This is a genomic window from Streptomyces sp. CS113 (genome assembly GCF_002188365.1).
Lineage (GTDB): Bacteria > Actinomycetota > Actinomycetes > Streptomycetales > Streptomycetaceae > Streptomyces > Streptomyces tendae.
Map to the genome: position 1 here is coordinate 8,483,603 of NZ_KZ195574.1, position 17,574 is coordinate 8,501,176.

At 71.8% G+C, this 17,574-nt stretch carries 16 protein-coding genes; 7 read left to right on the forward strand and 9 right to left on the reverse strand.

Annotation, left to right across the window (positions count from 1 at the left end; all coding sequences use genetic code 11):
* Positions 1–4 precede the first annotated feature (4 nt).
* Positions 5–682: a hypothetical protein gene (locus tag B9W62_RS38385; RefSeq protein WP_218782002.1), complete on the forward strand. Its 678-nt coding sequence runs from the start codon at positions 5–7 to the stop codon at positions 680–682.
* Here B9W62_RS38385 and B9W62_RS38390 read toward each other — a convergent pair.
* The 5 genes from B9W62_RS38390 to B9W62_RS38410 form a co-directional block, all read right to left on the reverse strand.
* The gene (locus B9W62_RS38390) at positions 649–3,852 is read right to left on the reverse strand and encodes a glycoside hydrolase family 38 N-terminal domain-containing protein (RefSeq protein ID WP_087811507.1); all 3,204 of its coding nucleotides are present in this window, start codon (positions 3,850–3,852) and stop codon (positions 649–651) included. The two genes, B9W62_RS38385 and B9W62_RS38390, sit on opposite strands and share 34 nt — an antisense overlap.
* A gap of 84 nt (positions 3,853–3,936) precedes the next feature.
* Positions 3,937–5,145, reverse strand: a complete 1,209-nt coding sequence (locus B9W62_RS38395; protein WP_087811508.1) for a glycoside hydrolase family 76 protein — start codon at positions 5,143–5,145, stop codon at positions 3,937–3,939.
* 41 nt (positions 5,146–5,186) lie between these two features.
* On the reverse strand, positions 5,187–6,008 hold the full coding sequence (locus B9W62_RS38400; protein ID WP_087811509.1) for a carbohydrate ABC transporter permease: 822 nt from the start codon (positions 6,006–6,008) through the stop codon (positions 5,187–5,189).
* Positions 6,005–6,961 (reverse strand): carbohydrate ABC transporter permease, encoded by a 957-nt coding sequence (locus B9W62_RS38405; protein WP_087812304.1) that lies wholly within the window; start codon positions 6,959–6,961, stop codon positions 6,005–6,007. The genes B9W62_RS38400 and B9W62_RS38405 overlap by 4 nt, the downstream gene beginning before the upstream one ends.
* A complete protein-coding gene (locus B9W62_RS38410) occupies positions 6,958–8,265 on the reverse strand; it encodes an ABC transporter substrate-binding protein (RefSeq protein ID WP_087811510.1) in 1,308 nt (435 codons plus the stop codon). Before B9W62_RS38410 ends, B9W62_RS38405 begins: the two co-directional genes overlap by 4 nt.
* Positions 8,266–8,502: 237 nt before the next feature.
* Here B9W62_RS38410 and B9W62_RS38415 point away from each other — a divergent pair, with 237 nt between their 5' ends.
* The 5 genes from B9W62_RS38415 to B9W62_RS38435 all read left to right on the forward strand — a co-directional run bounded on the left by B9W62_RS38415 (position 8,503) and on the right by B9W62_RS38435 (position 14,232).
* Positions 8,503–10,221 (forward strand): class I mannose-6-phosphate isomerase, encoded by a 1,719-nt coding sequence (locus tag B9W62_RS38415; protein ID WP_087811511.1) that lies wholly within the window; start codon positions 8,503–8,505, stop codon positions 10,219–10,221.
* Positions 10,218–11,147, forward strand: coding sequence for an ROK family protein (locus B9W62_RS38420; protein WP_087811512.1), 930 nt, complete (start codon positions 10,218–10,220; stop codon positions 11,145–11,147). The genes B9W62_RS38415 and B9W62_RS38420 overlap by 4 nt, the downstream gene beginning before the upstream one ends.
* A gap of 44 nt (positions 11,148–11,191) precedes the next feature.
* Entirely contained in the window at positions 11,192–12,247 is a 1,056-nt protein-coding gene (locus B9W62_RS38425; RefSeq protein WP_179235883.1) for a LacI family DNA-binding transcriptional regulator, read from the forward strand.
* A gap of 44 nt (positions 12,248–12,291) precedes the next feature.
* Positions 12,292–13,593, forward strand: coding sequence for a glycoside hydrolase family 125 protein (locus B9W62_RS38430; protein ID WP_087811514.1), 1,302 nt, complete (start codon positions 12,292–12,294; stop codon positions 13,591–13,593).
* Between the two features lie 144 nt (positions 13,594–13,737).
* Entirely contained in the window at positions 13,738–14,232 is a 495-nt protein-coding gene (locus B9W62_RS38435; protein WP_087811515.1) for a potassium channel family protein, read from the forward strand.
* 28 nt (positions 14,233–14,260) lie between these two features.
* Here B9W62_RS38435 and B9W62_RS38440 read toward each other — a convergent pair whose 3' ends face one another.
* The gene (locus B9W62_RS38440; RefSeq protein WP_179235885.1) at positions 14,261–14,863 is read right to left on the reverse strand and encodes a TetR/AcrR family transcriptional regulator; all 603 of its coding nucleotides are present in this window, start codon (positions 14,861–14,863) and stop codon (positions 14,261–14,263) included.
* A 50-nt stretch (positions 14,864–14,913) separates the two neighbouring features.
* Between B9W62_RS38440 and B9W62_RS38445 the strand changes: the two genes are divergently transcribed.
* Complete coding sequence (locus tag B9W62_RS38445; RefSeq protein WP_087811517.1) at positions 14,914–15,492, forward strand: GNAT family N-acetyltransferase; 579 nt, start codon at positions 14,914–14,916, stop codon at positions 15,490–15,492.
* A gap of 80 nt (positions 15,493–15,572) precedes the next feature.
* Here the strand turns inward: B9W62_RS38445 and B9W62_RS38450 are convergent, their stop codons facing one another.
* From B9W62_RS38450 to B9W62_RS38460, 3 genes are read right to left on the reverse strand one after another with little or no spacing between them, the layout of a single operon-like run.
* A complete protein-coding gene (locus B9W62_RS38450) occupies positions 15,573–15,965 on the reverse strand; it encodes a VOC family protein (protein WP_087811518.1) in 393 nt (130 codons plus the stop codon).
* A complete protein-coding gene (locus B9W62_RS38455; RefSeq protein ID WP_087812305.1) occupies positions 15,962–16,264 on the reverse strand; it encodes an ArsR/SmtB family transcription factor in 303 nt (100 codons plus the stop codon). Before B9W62_RS38455 ends, B9W62_RS38450 begins: the two co-directional genes overlap by 4 nt.
* A 50-nt stretch (positions 16,265–16,314) precedes the next feature.
* On the reverse strand, positions 16,315–17,436 hold the full coding sequence (locus B9W62_RS38460) for an FAD-dependent oxidoreductase (RefSeq protein WP_087811519.1): 1,122 nt from the start codon (positions 17,434–17,436) through the stop codon (positions 16,315–16,317).
* Positions 17,437–17,574: the final 138 nt, after the last annotated feature.

A 17,574-nucleotide genomic window follows, 5' to 3' on the forward strand; every position in this document is an offset into this window, starting at 1 on the left:
GCGAGTGACCAAGGCACGGAACCGTTGCGAAGGGATCCGAAACCGTCGTGCCGCCCGGCGGATCACCCCGGGGGACGGGCGGCCGCTCCGGCCCTTCCGCTGGTGGCAGCTGCCCTACCGCTCCCTGTTCTACCTCCGGCTGCCGGACGGCGGGCGCGGGCAGGCGGTCTGGGCCGTGGACGTCCGACGCGGTCAGGACCAGACCTCCGCCCAGGCCAAGGCCGACCTGTATCTCGACGGCAGGCACCACGCCCGGTCGAGGCTCCCCGCCGCCTTCCCGGTCCCCGGTGGCACCGTCGAGGTGCGGCTGAGCAAGTTCGGGTTGCGCCGCTGCCACTACGTCACCACCAGGGGCAGCGAGCACCTGCTGGTCCCGGACCGCGACTCCGCCGAGGGACGCCGGGCCCACCTCGACCGTGCGCACCCCGCGCTGAGCCGCGCCATCGGCGCGCTTTCGCTGACCGTGCTGGTCGTCGGCCTGGGCGTCCTGGTCGCGCAGATCGTCGAACACGTCAGCGAGATCCCCGCGGTGGCCGAGCGCGTCGGAACCCTCGCGCTCGCCCTGCCGGTGGACCCGTCGTTCGGGGGCAACGTGGTGCTGACCCTGGTCACCTTGTCGGCCGCCACGGAACGCGCCCTGCGGCTGCGCTACAACCGGCTGCTCGACGGCACGGCGGGCTGACTCCCCGCCTGCTCCTCCGCGCGGCCCGCACGAAGGCGGAGCGTGACGGCCGCCGTCCCCAGCGCCGGTACGTCCACCGCGACCCCTCCGTCCGGCTCCACCGCGAGTGCGCTCGGGCCGAGCCCGAGATAGTTCGTGCGGCAGGCCCGATCGAGGGCGAACGGCGTGGTGAGGCGGCAGGTGACCGGAGTGTCGGCGAAGGACTGGAGCCGGACCGTGAGGATTCCCTCGCCCGGTGCGGTGAGGCCCACCAGACGCACCCGCGGGTCGTCCACCGTCAGGAACCGCAACCGCGCCGCCGGTTCCCGCTCCGCCGCGGCGCGCGCCCGGACCGGCACCAGGGGGTGGCCGGTGACGGCGGCCGTCCGCGCGGCCAGTCGCTCCCCGTGTCCGGGGCCGCCGGACGCGTCGGAGACGTGGTCGAAGCCGACCGTGTACCGGAACACCTGGTCGAACGCCTGCTGTGCCGGGAAGTTCGTGTCCCAGATGTTGTTGTGCACCCAGGAGTAGACGGTGGCCGGTTCGTGCCGCGGCAGCGACTGCGGGTAGGGGACGTAGGGGATGGCGATCCCGCCGAGCTGGACGAGCGGCGCGTCGGTCGTGGCCAGCGCCACGTGGTGGGTGGCGTCGCCGAGGCTGATCCAGCGCCGGACGGCACGCATGTGGGTGGCGGAGCCGGGCACGGTCTCCAGTCCGGTACCGGTCACACCTCCCGTGGCCTCCATCCGCACCCTCGGGTCGTCCAGGGCGAAGGGGAACGCGAAGTAGGCGCTCTCCTTGGTCAGGGTCGCGGGCTTGTCGATGCGGTTCTCCACGTCGATGCGGGCCGCGTCGTGCGGAAGGTGCACGGTCACGCGCAGGCGACGGGTGCCGGCCGGGGCACATTCGTAGACCAGCGTGTGGCCGGTGGCGTTCGTGGTCCGGTCCACGAGCGCGGCCGGGGGCGCGGTGCTGCGCGAGGCCAGCAGGTGCATCGAGTCGTCGGCGACGGTCTTGCTGGACTGGTGGTTGAACGCGCCCGCCGTGGCGTACTCGTCGTACACGTAGCCGTTGAAGCCGAGGGCGGCGTCCTGCCGGACCAGTTCGCGCCCGGTGTGCTTGTCGACCACGGAGCCGATGCAGGCGTGCCGCAGGTCGACGGTGACCCGGAGGTGCTCGTTCTCCAGGACCGTCGGCTCCGCGGTCACCGCGGCGCCGCCGCTCGCGGACCCGGTCCCGGTACCGGTCGCGGTGCCGGGGACGACGTCCAGGCGTACGGCACCGCAGGCGGGGACGTCGCGCAGGGGCACGAGGAGGAACCGGCCGGCCGCCCGGTGACGGTCGTTGGTCTGTGCTTCCTCCGTGCAGGGCAGGGGCGCGCCGGTGCGCCCGTCCAGCACCTCGACGGGCCGGTCGAGGCCGACGGTGGCTTCCGGCAGGAAGATCCGCGCCGACTCGGTGCGCTCCCAACTGCACGTGTTCGCCACGTAGAAGGAGGCGAGCGCACCCGCCCGCGGGGCGAGGGCCTCGCCGAGCAGGGCGGTGGCGGAGTCCAGCAGGGTCTCCGCCTCGTCGTGGGCGCGCATGGCCTGGGAGTACTTCCAGTGCCACTGCTTCTCGCCCGAGCCGTGTCCGTGGTCGCCGTGGGTCCAGGGATCGCCCGCACCCCAGGTGTGCTCGTTGAACAGTGAGGCGGCACGGTAGACGGCCGGCGCGGCCGTGGTGACGCCGGAGCTGCCGGGTACGCCCAGGAGTTCGGCGTAGGCGGAGACGGTCTGGGCCTCGGCGAGCGCGGCCTGGCCGCGGCGGGTGGCGGCCAGGGGCACGGCGCCGGCCCCGATGCCGTCGACCCACCAGTCGCTCCAGTCACCCCGGAACGTCTCCAGACGGTCGCCGACGCGCTTCTCGGCGTCCTCGAAAAAGTCCTGGTTGCGCGAGGCGCGCAGGTGGGGAAAGGCCCACTCGTCGTTCCAGCGGCGCACCGTGTCGGAGATGATGCGGCGGGGCGGCCCGTTGTCGGCGAACTTGCCCAGGACCCGCAGGTGCAGCACGTCCCACGGGTAGGGGTCGGCCGTGCCCGGCAGGTCGAGGGCGGGGAAGCCGGGGATGCCGCGGCCCTCGTGGGGATAGGGGAACCGGGCCAGGGCGCCGAGATAGGCGGGCAGCAGGTCGTCGACGCGGTCGTAGGACTCGTCGAAGCCGAGGATGGAGCCTTCCATGTAGGCCAGCCCGTGCGGGGTGTCCGTGCGCCAGACCAGGACCTCGCTGCCGCCGGGGCTCTGCCAGCGGAACAACCGCGGCAGGTGCTGGCCGCCGACGTGGTGCGGTGCGGCACGCCCGGCCCAGTTGTGCGCGACGGACAGGTAGCGGATGCCGTTGGCGGCCAGGACGTCGGGCAGGCCCACGACCTGACCCGGCACATCGGTCTGCATGGCGGTACGGATGTCGATGCCGTGCCGGTCGCGCAGACCGGTCACGGGGCGCAGCAGTTCGTGCAGCTCGTCGGTGGAGCACGTCTCCGTGTGCAGGTTGAACGGCATGGCCGTCAGCTCGATCCGGCCTTCGCGCACCCGGTCAAGCAGGCGCTCGACCCGGCGGCGCGGACGGTTGGCCCGCCAGTCCTCGAACGAGTGGAAGCCCTCGACCGCCCACCGGAAACGCGCGGGCTCCGGCCAGTCGTCGGTGTCCTCGCACAGCTCCAGCATCGAGTCGAAGTAGGCGCGGCTCTCCGCCATGACCCGGCCCTGCGGGTCGGTGTAGCCGATGTCGAGGTGGGAGTGCTGCACGAGGTGCAGCGTCCAGTGCCGCTGGGGCCGCGCCTCGAAGGCGAGTCGGGAGTCCGTGTCGAGGTCGGGCAGCTCGATCAGCAACGGCGTGGGTATGTCCACCTCGGGCACCAGCAGGCGGACGTCGCCCCCGGGCCCGGGCAGGATCTCGCAGGGGACGGGCGTGCCCCCGGCGGTCGTGACCCGGGCCCGGGTGATGCGCGGGTGCGCGGAACGCGGTCCGCGCACTCCCAGCCGGATGGACTGGAGCAGTCCGCCGGTACCGCTGCGGCGCAGCAGCGGTTCGCCCGTCAGCCGGACTTGCAGTGCGCCGAGGCCGGCGGTGGTGGCCACGCGCTCCCGCAGGATGTCGCGGGCGATGTCGGAGTCCCACCAGGAAGGCCGGGTCAGCGGTGCCTTGGGCATGGTGCGTGCGTTTCCTTAGTGTCGGAGGGAGCGGCGGTGCGGCGGTGCGGCGATGCCCGGCGGGCGAAGGCGCGGTCTGCCCGGTCAGGAGGGCTGCCGGCCGTGCCGGGTGGCCTCGGCGAGTGTGGCGAAGATCTGGACCATGGCCGACTGCCCGAGGGTCGCGGCCGGCGCCGCGGGGTCGTAGTCGCCGCCGCCGGACGGCTCGAAGCGGAAGAGCCCGGTGCCGGCGTCCCGGTTGCTCGCGTACGTGCTGTCCGCGTAGTCGCGCATGGCACGCAGGTACGCGGAGTCGGGGCGGACCTCGTCCAGTGCGAGCAGGTCCTTGAAGTAGAAGGCGTTGAACACGGCCGGCTGATCGTGCAGGCGGCTGCCCTCGGTCCAGTACGCCAGCGAGCCCCGGGCGTCCTCGACGGCCTTGCGCAAGTACGCGGGGTCTCCGGTGGAGCGGTACAGAGCGGTGGCGGTCCCGATCATCGAGCCCGAGTTGTAGGTCCACAGGGTCTCGTTGGTGCTGCCGTCGTCGCCGCGGTCGTTGGCGTACAGACCGGGCGACCTGCGCATGCACGCGTACACCCAGCCGTACCACTTCTCGGCCTTGTCGAGGTAGGCGCGGTTGCCGGTGTGCTCGTAGAGCCGCGCGGCCAGCTGCGCCGACAGCGCGGTCACGTTGGTGGCCCGGATGGTGTTGCCGGGCGCGTCGTACCAGTCCATGCCGCCGGGGCAGGCCTTCGCGGTGTCGCCGTCCCAGGCCCGGGACACGACCGGTACGACGTGCTCGGCGCGCAGCAGCAGCTTCCGGTCCCCGGTGGCCTCGTACTGGTCGAGCTGGCTCAGGGCGACCACGGCGTTGTCGTCGTAGTACACGTCGCCGCCGGGGCCCAGAGGGGCGGGCAGGTAGGACGCGTAGCCCGGGCGTTCACCGGAGGCGAAGTACAGCTCGGCCGTGGCGAACCGCTCGGCGGCGTCGCGCCGGTAGGCGCCGCCGGTGGCGGGGAGTTGCTGCATGTCGACGGCGGCCGCGGCGGCCTCGCGGAAGGGCCACAGGTAGGAGTGTTCCCGGTCGCCGTCCTGCCGGGGCGTGTGCTCCAGGTACAGACCGTGCTGGTCGGCCCCCTCGTACAGGTGGTCCTGCAAGGCTCGGTAGGCGTCGACGGCGCGGTCGGCCCATTCCCCGGAGGAGACGGGGCGGTGACGGGCGTGGGAGGTCTGCGCCTGGGCCGGGGCGGCGGCCCACAGCAGCCCGGCGCAGACAGCGGTCACGGTGGCACGGCGGAGCAGCGGTCGCAGCATGGGTTTCCCTTCGCGGGGGTGAGGAGGGAGCGTGCGGGAGATCAGCGGTGCATTCTGAGGCTGCTGATGAAGAAGCGTTGAGCGGAGAAGAACAGGACCAGCGTCGGCAGCGACACCAGAAGTGCCCCGGCCAGCACCACGGGCGGCCCGACGTTGGAGTAGTTGCCCTGGAGATCGGCGAGCGCGGCCATGACGGGCCGGATGTTGCGGCTCGTGACGAGGGTGATGCCGAACATCAGGTCGTTCCAGACGGCCACGAACTGGAACACGAACACGGCGATCATGGCCGACCGGGTCAGCGGCATGTGGATCTGCCAGAACACCCGCCACCAGGACGCGCCGTCCATCCGAGCGGCCTCGATCACCTCGCGCGGCAGGGTGAGCGAGTAGTTGCGCATCACGAAGAACGCGAAGGGGACGGCGATGGCCGTGTAGATCAGGACGAGGCCGATCTGGGTGTCGTACAGCGACGTCTGGGCGTACGAGAGGAACAGCGGACGGATGAAGACCTGAAGGGGCAGCAGCGTGCCGGCGTAGATCACCCAGAACCACAGCACCCGCCGCCTGACGGGCATGACGACCGTCGCGAAGGCGGCCAGAGCGGCGAGCACCGCGGCGGCGACCGCACTCACCACGGCGTACAGGGCGCTGTTGCCGAGCGCCGGACCGAGGTTGGCCCTGCTCCAGGCCTGGGACATGTTGTCGAACAGCCCGAAGTCCCGGGGCAGCCATTGCGGACTGCCGGAGTAACTGTCGGCGGGGACCAGCGCGTTGACCACGAGCAGCCACGTCGGGACCAGCCAGAGCAGGGAGAGCACCGCGATGGTGCCGTTGCGCAGAACTCGACCGAGGGACATGGTCATCCGCCTTTCACGTCGAGCTGACGACGCAGGTAGAGCCAGGACGCCGCCAGCACAATCACCGTGAGGACGACCGCGATCGCCGCCCCCGCGCTCGGCCGCAGTTCCAGGAAGGTCTCGTTGTACATGGACACCGCGAGGGTCTCCGTGGCGCGCCCGGGACCGCCCTGCGTGAGCACCCAGATCAGGTCGAACGACTTGAGGCCGTTGACCAGGCTCATGCCGATCACGATGATCGACACCGGCCGGAGCTGGGGCAGGACGATGTGCCGGAACTGCTGCCAGCTCCCCGCCCCGTCCAGGGCACCGGCCTCCAGGGTCTCCGGAGGTATGGACTGCAACCCCACGAGGAAGAGGATCACGGCCACCCCGGTGGCCTGCCAGGCGTTGGCGAAGATCATGACGATGGTGTTGCCCGGCCAGGTCAGCAGCCACCCCTGCGCGACCGAGTCGAGGCCCAGACCGGTGAGGACCTGGTTGACGGCGCCGTCGCTGGTGAGCATGAAGTTCCAGACGACCGCCACCGCCGAGCCCGACAGCGCGTAGGGGAGGACGACACTCAGCCGGGCCAGGCGGGAGAAGCGGCCGGCGTTCGTCATGACGGCGATGGCGAGCCCGAGCACGAACGGCAGCGCGACCGTGCCCACCACCCACATCAGGGTGTTCTGGACGGAGCGGGTCAGGGCCGGGTCGGAGGCGAAGAGGGTGTAGTTGTCGAACCAGGTGAACGGTGCGGTCCGGGTGTCGCTGAAGAAGCTCCGGTAGACCGTCCACGCGAAGGGGGCCAGCAGGAACAGCGCGACGAGGAGGACGGCGGGGGCCAGGAAGCCCCCGGCCGTCAGGCGCTCACGCTGCTTGCGCCACGTCTGCGGGAGCGGTGCGGGCCCGGTGCCGCGGCGCTCCCCGCGCGCGGCGGCCTCGGCCGGGACACGTCGGTCCGTGGTGGAAGTACTCATGCTTCGTCGCGCCTCCAGGCCGCCCATTCGTCTTGTGCACGCTCCTGCATCCGGCGCAGCGTGGTGCTCGGCGAGCTCTGCCCGGCCATGAACCCGCCCAAGTCGTCGGTGTTGCCCTGGATGAGGCTCGGCGGACTGGACTCCCAGTACCGGACCAGCGCCAGCCGGCGCTCCCGAGCGATGTCCCGTTGCAGCGCGGCCACCACGGGATTGCTGGAGCGCACGGTCGGGTTCGCCGAGCTGTCCTGGAGGAAGTCGCTCCACACCCGCTGCACGGACGGGGTGAGCCAGGCGCCGACGTTCCGCATGGCCGCCTCGTGCGACGAAGCCCGGCTCGGCACGGTGAAGACACCCGATTCGGCGATCACGCTCTTCGGCGTGGACGGGCGCACCGTGGGCAGGATGAAGGCACCGTAGTCGGCGCCCGGTTCGAGGCCCGCCGCCGACATCCCGGCCGCCTGCCAGGTGCCGTGCAGGAACATCCCCACCGTCCCTTCCTTGAGGGCGCCGGGACCGCGGGCCTGGTCGAAGTCGGGCGGCGTCATCCAGCCCCTGCGGATGAAGTCGTGCCAGATGTCCATCGCCCGGCGCGCCGCGTCGTCGGTGTACGAGGCCTCACCGGCGACCAGCCGACGGTAGAAGCGCGGGTCGACCTTGCTGACGAGTTCCTGGAACCACTCCGTCGCGGGCCAGCCGCCCGTCTGGCTGGCGAGGAACGGAGTGATCCCGTTGCGCTTGAGGACCTCGGCGCAGTGCAGCAGCGCGGGCCAGCTGACCGGGGCCGACAGCCCCAGCCGCCGGAACACCGGCTTGCTGTAGAAGAGGACGTAGTACGACTCGTACAGCGGGATGCCGTAGGCCTTGCCGCGGTAGAAGACGGCTTCCTTGGAGGTCCGGCGCAGCCACCCCCGGTCCGCGTACCGCTCCCAGACGCGGGTCAGGTCGGTGAGCCCGCCGGCCCGTGCCAGACGTTTGAGCTGGTAGCCGGAGGCCCACTTGACGAGGTCGGTCGCCTTCGAGGTTTGCAGGGTCATCTGCACGACCTGCTGGTACGACGTGACCGACGGATTCGACAGCGGCCTGAGCGTATAACCGGTGATCTTCTTCAGCTCGCGGCCGGCGGACCGGTAGCCGTCGTCCCAGGTGGCGTTGTCGTTGGAGATGCTCGTGGTGCCCGGCTGCGCGGACGTACTGGCCCCGCGGGCGCAGCCTCCGGCCGTCAGGGCGGCGCCCACGGCCATCCCGGCGAGCAGGCCACGCCGGGTGAGCGGCGGGGCCGGACTGGTCCTGCCCGATGCTGACATTGATCACCTTCAAGGAATCGGGCCAACTGATGGCTGGATATGGCCCGAAGGTTAACGACACCATTCCGAGATCGGCAAGGGATCGGCCGTGATGCGATGTCGATTCGAGACGGAAATCGATAAAATCCCAGGTGGGAGAGGTGTAGTGATTTCTGACTGCTGAGGATCCGGGTCTGTGGCTGTTCTGCCAGCGGCTGGTATCGTTAACATCGTTGTGCAGCCGACCAGGGAGCAGATGTGCCCACGCCTCGTTCGTATGACCTTCACCCCAGCTACGAGCCGGTCGGCGGGCAGGTGGTGGCCGGCTGGGCCGCCGCTGTCGCCGATCTGCCGCCCGGCCCGCTCGTCCTGGCGGTCGACGGGCCCGCGGCTCTGGACTGGGCCGCGCTGGCCGACGGCCTCGTGACGGCCCTGCGTGCGGCCGGCCGCGAGGCGACCGGCTCGGACGTCCGCCGCCACTACGCGCCGGCCGCCCACGAACGGATCGCCGCGTCGCCCGTTCCCGCCGACGACCGGTTCTTCACCCCGCTGTCCGAGGCGCGGGTGGCGGACCTGTTCGATGCCGTACCGCGGATCGAGCCGCCGGTGGGGAACACGGTCGTGGTGGTCTTCGGGCCGGGCGCCTCCCTGTGCGGACCGGACGTGCTGTGGTACGCGGACCTGCCGAAGCGGTACGCCGAGGCCGCGGTGGCCGCGGGGGAGCTGCCGATCGGTGCGAATCTGGGGCGCCCCGGGGAGCCCGGCGAGCCGGTGCGCCTGTTCTACACCGACTGGCCCGTCCTGGACCGGCACCGCGACGCGATCGCGGCCGGCGTCCAGCGATGGATCGACGTGCAGGACCCCCGCTCGCCCGCCTCCGTGCCCGGCGACGTGCTGCGCGCCACCTTCGCGCACCTGGCCAAGGGCCCGGTGCGCACCCGCCCGTACTTCAACTCCACGCCCTGGGGCGGGCAATGGGCGAAGCGCGAACTGGGTTTCACCCCGCGCGCCGGCAACACCGCCCTGGGCTACGAGCTGATCGCCCCCGAGGCGGGGGTCCTCGTCGGTGAGCGCGGGGGAGCGGAGGTCGAGGTCCCCTTCCAGCTGCTGTGCGTGTGGCACCCCGAGGACATGCTCGGCGAGCCGGTGCACCGCAGGTTCGGCACCTCGTTCCCGATCCGGTTCGACTACCTGGACACCGTGGAGGGCGGGAACCTGTCCCTGCACCTGCACCCGCGGGAGCAGTACATGCGGGAGGTGTTCGGCTGGCCCTACACCCAGCACGAGACGTACTACGTCACGGCCAGCGAGGAGGGCGCGCAGGTACTGCTCGGGCTCACCGAGGAGGCGGACACGGCCACCATGCGGCGCCAGGTGGAGGACGCCATCGCCCACGGCACCCCGATGCCGGTCGAGGACCACGTCCAGAGCCATCCGGCCACGGTGGGTCAGCTCTTCCTGATCCCCGCGGGCACCCCGCACGCCTCCGGCGCGGGCAACCTGGTGCTGGAGGTGAGCGCGACGCCGTACCTGTACTCCCTGCGCTTCTACGACTGGCTGCGCAAGGACGCCGCCGGGCGGTCGCGGCCCTTGCCCTACGAACACGGCTTCGCCAACCTGGACACGAGTCGGCGCGGGGACGACGTGACCAAGGAGCTGATCCAGCAGCCGCGCACGCTGCGCGCGGGGGAGGGGTGGCGGGAAGAGGTGCTCGGGGCTCTGCCTGAGATGTTCTACGCGGTGCACCGCCTGGTGGTGGCGCCGGACGTGGACGTTCCCAACGAGACGGGCGACCGTTTCCACCTGCTCAACGTCGCCGCGGGTGCGGGTGCCGTCATCGAGACCCGCGGCGGACGCAGCCACTTCCTCGCCTTCGCGGAGACCATCACGGTGCCGGCCGCGGTCGGCTCCTACCGCATCCGCGCCGTCGGGCCGGACGACGTACAGATCGTCAAGGCCCTGGTGGTCGAGCCGTGACCACGACCTCCCGGCGGGGCGCGCCCGTCCCCGTCCTCGACATCGGCGGTACGCACGTCACCGTCGCGCTCGTCGACCCCACGGCCGGCAGGCCCGTCGTCTCCTCGGTGATACGCAGACCCCTGCGGGCCCACGACCCCGCCGACGGCATCCTCGACGCCATAGCCCACGCCGCCCGGGAGCTGCCGGCCGGGCACCGACCGCACTGGGGCGTGGCCGTGCCGGGCCCCTTCGACTACGACACCGGCATCGGCCGTTTCACCGGCATCGGCAAGTTCGAGTCGCTGACCGGGGTCGACGTCGGCGCGGGCCTGCGGCAACGCCTGGCGGGCCGGGCCGAACGGCTGTGCTTCCTCAACGACGCGGACGCCTTCGCCATCGGCGAGTACCGGGCCGGAGCGGCGGCCGGCCACGACCGTGCGCTCTGCCTGACCCTGGGCACCGGTGTGGGCTCGGCCTTCCTGTCCGCCGGACGGCCCGTCCACGACGGGGCCCACGTACCGCCGGGCGGGCGCGTGCACCGCTTGACCGTGGCGGGCCGCCCCCTGGAGGAGACGGTCTCGCGCCGCGGGATCCGCGCCCACTACGCCCGTCTCCGCGCTCCGGGTGAGGGCGGCGACCTCCCCGACGTCCGGGAGATCGCCGCGCGTGCCGGGCAGGGCAACGCCGCCGCCGCGGAAGCCCTCCGATACGCTTTCGACGCACTCGGCCGGGCGTTGGCCCCATGGGTCCGGCGTTTCGGTGCCACGGCGGTGGTCGTCGGTGGCTCCATCGCGCGGTCGTGGGACGTGGTCCGTCCCCCGCTGGTCTCCGGACTGGCTTCGGCCGGTGGTGCGGACGTGCCGGTGCTGCCGGCTCGGCAGTCCGCGGACGCACCCCTGATCGGAGCCGCCCACTGGGTGCGGCACACACTGGGGGCCCCGTGACGACCGGGGCGCCCGTCCGGGCAAGCAGAGGAAGGGGCGTGGGCATGACCGCTCGCCGATCCGGTGGGCCGACCATGCACGACGTCGGCAAACTGGCGCAGGTCAGCGCCATGACCGTCTCCCGAGTGCTCAAGAACGATCCCGGCGTGTCCGAGGCGACCCGCGAGCGGGTCTTCGCAGCGGTCGACCGGCTGGGCTACCGGCGCAACCAGACCGCGCGCAGCCTGCGCCTCGGCGGCAGCGGCATGATCGGTCTCGTCGTCACCAATCTCGCCAACCCGTTCTACTCACGCCTCGCCCTCGGCGTCCAGGAAGTCGCCACGGAACACGGATTGCGCATGCTGCTCAGCAACTCCGCCGAGGAGGCCGCCCGCGAGCCCGAACTCATCGACGACCTCATCGATCACCAGGTCGAGGGGCTGATCGTCGTTCCGACGGGCAGCCGGCAGCAGCACCTTGCCACTGCCATGCGGCACGTCCCGGTCGTCCTGGCGGCACGGCCGCCCGCCGGACTCGACACCGACTGCGTGCTGGTCGAGGACTTCCACGGGGCCCGCGAAGCCACCGCCTGCCTCCTGGCCGACGGGCACACCCGCATCGCCTTCCTCGGCAATCCACCGGCGCTGTACACCGGCGCCGAGCGCCTGCGCGGATTCTGGGCGGCACACGAGGAGTCCGGCATCGAGCCCGACAACGACCTCATCCGCCAGGGCCTGGTCGACTCCGCGACGGCGGAGCGGGCGACCAACGAACTGCTCGGGCGGGCCGACCGTCCCACCGCGCTGTTCTGCACCAACAACCGCATCAGCCAAGGCGCGATCCGGGCCCTGTACAAGGCGGAGACCACCCTTCCCGTCGCGGGTTTCGACGACTTCGACCTGTCCGACGTCCTGGGCATCCCCCTGACGCTCGTCTCCTACGACGCGGACGAGATCGGCCGCCAAGCCGCCCGACTGCTGATCGACCGGCTCGAACAGCGTGACGCCGAACCACCCGCCCCGCGCCGCGTCACGATCCCGACCCACGTCGTCCGCCACGGCGTGTCCCGCCCCGGCCCCTCCTCCGGCCGGGCCCCGGGCAGCCCCCGCCTCACCGAATGAACCGAGCCGTCCCGACCGGCCGGCCCGCGACCGAAAGGCCGACGATGCGGTTCCCCACGAGTGTCAAGAACAATCCGGTCGTCCAGGAGGCGGTCCGCCGCCTCGACGCCCTCGGCGACCCGCGCTTCGGGAAGACGCTGGTGCACTGCCTGGACGACACCTTGGCGCGCACCATCCGTCCGATGCCCGACGGCACCGCGTTCGTGGTGACCGGCGACATCCCCGCCATGTGGCTGCGCGACTCGTCCACGCAGATGATGCCCTACCTGGCACTCCTGCGGGACGACGCTGCTCTGCAAGACCTCCTGCTGGCCGTGCTGAAGCGGCAGTTCCAGCAGATCGCGCACAACCCGTACGCCAACGCCTTCAACGCCGAACCGTCCGGGAAGGCCCACGACCCGGACGACCTCTGCGACGATCCCTGGGTGTGGGAGGAGAAGTACGAGGTCGACTCCCTCGCCTTCCCGCTCCTGCTGGCCCATCGCTTCTGGAAGGCGACGGGACGCACCGACCACCTGCCCCCGGCGGTCCGCACCGCCCGCACCGTCGTCTCGGTGTGGCGTACGGAGCAGGACCACGAACGCCTCTCGGACTACCGCTTCCTGCGCCCGGGCGGACCACCGGGCGACACCCTGCTCCACGGCGGGCGAGGAACACCCGTCGCCCGCACCGGGATGACCTGGAGCGGCTTCAGGCCCAGCGACGACGCGTGCGTCTACGGGTACAACGTCCCCGCGAACCTGTGCGCGGCCGCGGCCCTCGACGGCGCGGCGGAGATGGCGCGGCACATCCGTCAGACCGCCCTCGCCGCCGAAGCCGCGCGACTGGCGGCCGAACTGCGCGAGGCGGTCGCCCGGCACGGCACGGTGCACCACCCCGACCACGGTCCGATCTACGCCTACGAAGTCGACGGACACGGCAACGCACTGCTGGCGGACGACGCCAACATGCCCAGCCTGCTGTCCCTGCCACTGATCGCGGACGTCTCACCCACGGATCCGCTGTACCTGGCGACCCGGGCGTTCGTGCTCTCCCCGGACAACCCGAACTGGCACAGCGGAACGGCCGCCGAGGGTGTGGGCAGTCCGCACACGCCGGACGGCCACATCTGGCCCATCGCCCTCGCTGTGGCGGGCCTGACCAGCAACGACCCTGCCCAGCGCCTCCGCTCGCTGCGCACGCTGAACGACACCGACGCCGGCACGGGAGCCATGCACGAGTCCTTCCACAAGGACGATCCGCACCGGTTCACCCGCCCGTGGTTCTCCTGGGCCGACGCCATGTACGCCGAGCTGGCCCTGGACGTCGTGGAACTGGGCGGCATGCGACGCCACTTCACCCCGTGACCCGGAGGCGGTGCCGGACGGGCCGAGTCCGCACCGCGCGACGCACAGCCGCGCTGGCGACTCGTCGAGGACGGGTCGGCCGTTCGGGTGGGCCGGACGCCCACCGGCGCGTACTCGCGGCGTCGTCCGCGCCGGTGGCGGAGCATGCCACGCATGCTGTCCGGTCTCCTGACCAGATTGGTCAAACTGCTGCTCGGACGCCAAGGCGGTTCGCTGCACCTGAGAGCTTCGTGTGCCGCGACGGTCCTCCTGGTGATCGTGATCCTCGTGGGTTCCTACTGCGCCGTCCTCGCCGAGCGCGGCGCGCCCGGGGCGCAGCTGACCACCTACCCGCGGGCCCTGTGGTGGTCCGTGGAGACCGCGACGACCGTCGGCTACGGAGACCTGTATCCCGTCACGCTGTGGGGACGGCTCGTGGCCGTGGTGGTGATGGTCGCCGGGATCACCGCCTTCGGTCTGGTCACCGCCGCGCTGGCCACCTGGTTCGTCGGACGGGAACAAGAACGCCGGGGGCACTTCGTGCGCCGCACCGAGCAGGCCGCCGAGGAGGTGTACACGCAGGCGGACCGAGCGCTGCACGAGCGTTTCGACCGGTTGGAGCGGCTACTCGGGGACGACCGCGGAGGTTCGTCCCCGTGACGGCGCCCCGGGGCGGGCGCGGCCGGCGTCACCTCCCGTCGGAGTGCCCCGCCGCCAGAGCGGCCAGATAGCCGTCCAGAAGCTCGACCTGCCGCTCCGGCGTGAACGTCACCGGATCGAAGAGGGCCTGGACCACCAGCCCGAGGACAAAGGACTGCGCGCCCGCCGCGAACTGTGCGGGGTCGCCCTGGGGCAGTTCCCCGAGATCCTGCGCCGCCGCCACCCGGGTGCGCAGCCTCTCGCGACCCCGGGCGTACTTGCGGGCGTAGTCGGCGGACAGGCCGGGATCGGAGAGCGCGGCGTCCCAGGACGAGACCCAGACGCGGTTGCCGTCGACGGCCTCGGAGGTCAGCGGCAGGATGTCCAGCAGGGCGTCCCTGAGCGCGGCCAGGCCCCGGCCGGCCTCGCGGCGGGGGCGGGAGAGGGTGCGCTGTTCCAGCAGGTCGAGGGCGTACTCGACCAGGGCACGCTTGGTCGGGAAGTAGTGCGTGAGCAGACCCGTGGTCGCACCGAGTTCGGCGGCGACGGCGCGCAGGGTCAGGCCGGCGAAACCGCGCGTGGCCATGACCTGCCAGACCGCCGCGGAGACGTCCCGCCGCCGGGCCTCGTGATCTCCCTTGGAGCGTGGCATGCGGCCACGGTACATTGACACAACAAGCGTTGTGTAAACGGGGAGGCCCCATGTTCTCGATGTCGCTGGGTGACACCGCTCGTCTCGGTCCGCTGGAGGTGTGGCAGGCGGAGGAGTTCGCCGGTCACCTGGACCGGGCCCGTGAGCACATTCGTCCCTGGGTCGGGCCCGCCTTCGTCACCGACGGCACGGCGGGAGCACGGGCCACCCTGGAGCGGTACGCCGCACGCCAGGCCGGCGACGGCGCCCGCCTGTACGGCATCTGGCACGAGGAAGTACTGGTCGGCGGGGTGATGTTCACCGACTTCGACGCCGCCTTCGGCACCTGCGAGATCGGCTGCTGGCTGGAGCCGTCGGCCGAGGGCCACGGCCTGATCACCCGGGCCTGCGACCTGCTGCTGGACTGGGCCTTCCGGACCCGGGGGCTGCACCGGGCCGAATGGCACTGCCGCGCGGACAACGACCGCAGCGCCGCGGTGGCCGAACGGCTCGGCATGACCCTGGAGGGCGTGCGACGCGAGGCATGGCCGTACGAGGGTGTGCGTTACGACAAGCAGGTCTGGGCGGTGCTGGCTCCGGACTGGCGGCCGTACTCCTCCCGCCGGGCCGGCGCGGGGCGTACGGCCTGAGTGTCCGTACCCGCCCCGCGCTTCCCGTCGCGAGGGCGGCCGCGTCGGCGACCGGACCCGGTCCGCGGTTCAGCGGGCCGTCACCGCGGCTGGGTGGAGATCTGGATCAGGTTGCCGCAGGTGTCGTCGAGGACGGCGGTGGTGACGGGGCCCATCTCCAGGGGCTCCTGGGTGAAGCGGACACCGAGGGCGCTCATGCGCTCGTACTCGGCGTGGACGTCGTCGACGGTGAACTGGGCCAGGGGGATGCCGTCCTCGACGAGGGCGTCGCGGTAGGGCTTGACGGCCGGGTGCCCGGCCGGCTCCAGCAGGAGTTCGGTGCCGCCGGGCTCCTCGGCGGAGACGACGGTCAGCCACCGGTCCTCGCCCCCCACCGGGACGTCGTGCTTCTTCACGAAGCCCAGCACCTCGGTGTAGAACCTCAGCGCCTTGGCCTGGTCGTCGACGAAGAGGCTGGTCAGGTGGATCCTCATGAGGACTTCTCCTTCGGTTCGGGCGCTGAGGGGGCGGGCCATCGCTCGGTGATGTGCCTCAGTGGCGCGGTGTTGAGGTCGTGGTACTTGTAGCGGCCCACGCGCCGGGACTCCACGAGCCCGGCGGCCTCGAGCACCGCGAGGTGCTGCGAGACCCCCTGGCGGGAGATGGCCAGCCGGTGCTTCATGGTCAGCCGCGAGCAGATCTCGAAGAGCGTCTGTCCGGACTTCTGCACGAGCTCGTCGAGGATGATGCGGCGCGTGCGGTCGCCCAGGGCTTTGAAGAGTTCGTCGGCCACCACGCCACTATAGGCAAGTGTGGACTTGCCTATCAAGCGGCCGTGCGGCCTCACATGCCGTGCTCGGTGAACAGGTCGATCAGGCCCTGGGCCGTGTTGTCGGCGGAGTCGAGTCCGGGCATCTCGTCGGTGGTCCACTCGGCGCTGCGGGGGAACATGGCCCGTTCGTACTCGGTCAGCGCCCTCTCCACGTCGCCGGGGTGCGCCGCGAGAGCCTTGCCCAGTTCCGCTCCGTCGAGCATCGCCAGGTTGGCGCCCTCGCCGTTGGGAGCGGAGAGGTGGGCCGCGTCGCCCAGCAGGGTCACCCCCGGCACCCGGTCCCACCGGTGTCCGGCCGGCAGGGCGTGGAGGGAGCGCAGGACCGGTGCGACGTCGGTGTCGGTGATCAGTGCGGTGAGTTCCGGGGCCCAGCCCTCGAACTCGCGGGCGATCCGCGCGGTGGCCGCGACGGGATCGGAGAAGTCGACGGCGGCGAACCAGTCCCGCGGCCGCGCCAGCCCCACGTAGGCGTGCAGCGTGTCGTCCTTCTCCCGGTGGGCGAAGATCTCCTTGCCCGGCGAGGGGGCGATCAGCATGCCGCTGCCCACGGCCTTCGCCGCGGCCGGGTGTCGTGAGCCGGAGTCGAACAGGTAGGTCTCGACGACCGACTTGCCGATGTACTCGGGTGTGGCGGAGGACAGCAGTGGCCGGACGCGCGACCACGCGCCGTCCGCACCGACCAGCAGGCCGGTGACGGCGGAGCCGCCGTCGGCGAACGTCACCTCGTGGCGTCCGTCGCCCAGGGAACGGACCCGGCTGACCTTGTGCCCCCACCGCACGGTGCCCGCCGGCAGCGAGTCGAGCAGGACCTGGCGCAGGTCGCCGCGCTGGACCTCCGGACGCCCGCCGGTCCCGTCGTCGGGCTGGTCGAGCAGGACGGTCCCGTCCTTGTCGAGTACCCGCAGCGCCTGGCGGCCCTCCAGCACGACGGCCCGGAACTCGTCCATCAACCCGGCTTCCGCAAGCGCGAGTTGTCCGTTGTAGTCGTGGATGTCGAGCAGCCCTCCCTGTGTGCGCGCCGAAGGGGAGGAGTCGGCCTCGTAGACCGTGACCGCGATCGCGTGGACGTGCAGGACGCGGGCCAGCGTCAGTCCGCCGAGACCGGCGCCGATGATCGTGACGGGAGTGTGCATGGTGACTCCTTCGCTGTCGGACCGTCCGGTCGGTTCCGGTCGGCCACCACTCGAAAGGTGCCAGCCACCACCGACGAGCCACCGATATCCGACCGACAGCCGCCGACAGCGCTCCTACGCGGCGCCGACACGGCACCG